Below are 2901 nucleotides of genomic sequence, written 5' to 3'. Positions count from 1 at the left end.
ACCGACGACTGTGCCAAGGTGATGGAGGACGCCCGGAAGGTCAAGACGCGCGACGAAATCGAGTGTCTGCGAATGGTCGCCGCGCTCTGTGAGGCCGGATTCCAGCGCATCACGGAAACCGCGAAACCCGGCGTCCGCGAGTCGGAAGTGTGGGGCGAAGCCAGCAGCGAACTCTGGCGTCTCGGCGCGATGGTGCAGGGTGGCTACGTCACCTCCGGGCCGAACACGTGGCCGAAACACCAAGCCAACACCACCGACCGGATCATGCGCCCCGGCGACATCGTCTACGCCGATTTCTACAACATCGGCTTCATGGGCTACCGCTCCTGTTACTACCGAACGTTCAGCATGGGTGAACCCACTCAAGCCCAGAAGGACGCCTACGAAATCGCCCGCGACAACCTCTACGACGTGCTCGAACGCATCGAACCCGGCGCGACGACGGACGAGATTTGCGAGGGCTTCCCCGACATGGAGGGTGAACACGCCGACTGGTACGATGCTACCGACCACTGGCAGATGACGACCAACCACTGGGCACACGGCCTCGGCCTCCAACTGTACGAAGTGCCGCTCATCTGGCGCGGTATCTCGCCCGACCACCCCATCGAAATCGAGGAGGGCATGACGATGGCCGTCGAGACGATGGAACCCGCCGACCGGCAGGGCGTCCGCGTCGAGGAGATGGTCGTCGTCCGCGAGAACGGCGTAGAAATCCTCAGTCAGTGGCCCGTCGAGGAAATCACGCGGATAGAGTACTGAGTGGTTCGGTCGCGTGCGGATTTTCTCCAACGTTCCCTCGTCGAGCCTTCAGTCCGCTCTCGAAGACTCGGCGCTCCCGTCGACTCCCTCGTCGAAGTAGCCACGTACCGAACCGACGACCCGCGGCCACTTCACGAGCAGGAACCCACCGAGGATGGCGAGAAAACCGCCGCCGGTCGTCGGGGTGAGTCCCTCGCCCAGCACGAACCAGCCGAAGATGGCGGCGAAGGGCGGGATGACGTACTCGATGAGTCCCATCTCGATGGGGCCGAGGCGGTGGAGGAGACGGAAGTAGATGAGGAACCCGGCGGCACCGGGAACGACGGCGAGATAGCCCACCCACGCGAGCGAGGTGGTCGTCGGCGTGGCGGCGGCGAACCCTTGGCCGGGGACGACGAACATCGCGATATCGAGGCCTAGCGCACCGACGGCGAGCATCCACGCTTGGAGGCTGAGACCCGGAAGCCCGGCGTCGTTTTCGTCGGTGAAGACGGCACCGACGACCCACGCGACGGCGGCACCGAGGACGAACCAGACGCCGATGTCGCTCAGCAGGTGTCCGCCGCTCGGGTTCGCGATGAGGACGACGCCGACGAACCCGAGAACGACACCGACGACCCCTCGTGCGGAGATGGACTCGTCCGGCCGGAATACCGAGGTGACGACGGGCGTGAGAACGGGGACGAGGCCCAACAGGGTCGATGCGACGGCGCTCGTGACGTACTGCTGTCCGGCGAACAGGAGCGCGTGATGGAGGCCGATGTTGAAGAGGCCGCCGACGAGGATGGGCGTCCAGTCTCCCCGCCCTCGGGGGATTAGGGAGCGGCCGGACGCGGCGGCGACGGCGAGGAGGACGAGCGCGGCCAAGTCGAAGCGGACGGCGGCGAGGGCGACAGGGCGAAATCCTTCGAGCGCCGCCTCCGTGGCGGGGAACGCGGTTCCCCAGATGGCGGCGAGCGCGAGATAGAGTACGACGTCGCGGCGACTGGCCATTACCTCCATCTTGCTGTCGCGGTTTAGGTGAGTTTCGATACGAAACGAGAGGACGACGAACAGTATTTGATCTTAGAAAACTGTCGTTAAAGTGGTTTTGAAGTCAAATATACTGGAATATACTATTTAATATCAAATTCTACTGGAAGGAACTACCAGTGGAGACGCTATTTTGAATCTCTTGCCACACTCACTTCGGAAAAATGTGGTTGATACTCTTGTGATTGGAGTTGCTGAGAAGCAGATTTTGAACGCCTCCGACCGCTCGCTACGAATTGGTTTTGATTGGTTTGCGATTGCAGTTCCCGAGAACTGCAATCGCAAGAAAATCAACTCAAACGAGTCTCATCACAACCGCCCCTCCTCGCGATATCCTCATCACGAACCATTACGTTCTCGCAACCAAAATCTATCCCGCATGAGCAAACCGGAGTACCGCGAACAGGTCGAGGCCGCGTATCCCGAACTCCAGTCGATCGAGGACGACGACCTGCGCGAGAAGGTCATCGAGGCGTGGGTGCTGGCCCTGGACCGCGGCGGATGGAAGGACATCGAGGATATCCCGTACGCGTGGAACATCCACGAAAAGACGAACGTCGAGCACGTGCGGGGAGTAACCCGAATCGCCATGCGCTCGGCGGAGGAACAGCGCGAGTTCCACGGTGCCGACCCGGACGACGACGCCATCATCGCGGCGTGTCTGCTCCACGACGTGGGGAAATGCTACGAGTACGTGGACTTCGCCGACGAGGACCAACTGCTCGACCCCGACCCGACGTACGCCACCGAGGAAATTCCCCACTCCCTGTCGGGGTACGCGCTGGCTCACGAAGTCGGCTGTCCGATTTCCGTCCAGCGGGCGATTCCGCACTTCCTCGGCGAGATTCCGACCCGGACGCTCGAAGCCGAACTCGTCAAGAGCGCGAACTCGGCGAGTTCGAACGCCATCACCCAGTCCGCGATGGGAATCACGCTCCAGGAGTGGGTCGAGAAGTACAGCCAGACGCAGTAAGCCCCGGTTTTACCTGAATTGCAGGCGGGTAAGGCCCCTTCCTCAACGACCGGAGGGAGTAGGGAGGGGATACGCCCGCCGTCTTCGTTGTTCTTAGACGTGCAATAGCTTGATGTACTATCGACACAAAGCGG

Annotated in this window: 3 protein-coding genes; 2 read left to right on the top strand and 1 reads right to left on the bottom strand. The window is 61.8% G+C overall.

Features of this window, described 5'->3' with window-relative positions; translation table 11 throughout:
* Positions 1-762 (top strand): M24 family metallopeptidase (locus tag WBV42_RS16590; RefSeq protein WP_423987008.1); only part of this gene is annotated, 762 nt, incomplete at its 5' end.
* Between the two features lie 48 nt (positions 763-810).
* Here WBV42_RS16590 and WBV42_RS16585 read toward each other — a convergent pair.
* Positions 811-1755 carry a DMT family transporter gene (locus tag WBV42_RS16585; protein ID WP_423987007.1) on the bottom strand — a complete coding sequence of 315 codons (945 nt, stop codon included), beginning with the start codon at positions 1753-1755 and terminating at the stop codon, positions 811-813.
* Positions 1756-2173: 418 nt separating this feature from the next.
* Between WBV42_RS16585 and WBV42_RS16580 the strand changes: the two genes are divergently transcribed.
* Positions 2174-2767, top strand: coding sequence for an HD domain-containing protein (locus WBV42_RS16580; RefSeq protein WP_423987006.1), 594 nt, complete (start codon positions 2174-2176; stop codon positions 2765-2767).
* Positions 2768-2901 lie beyond the last annotated feature (134 nt).

Source organism: Haladaptatus sp. (assembly GCF_049589095.1).
GTDB lineage: Archaea > Halobacteriota > Halobacteria > Halobacteriales > Haladaptataceae > Haladaptatus.
This window is presented reverse-complemented; position numbering and strand designations above follow the sequence as displayed.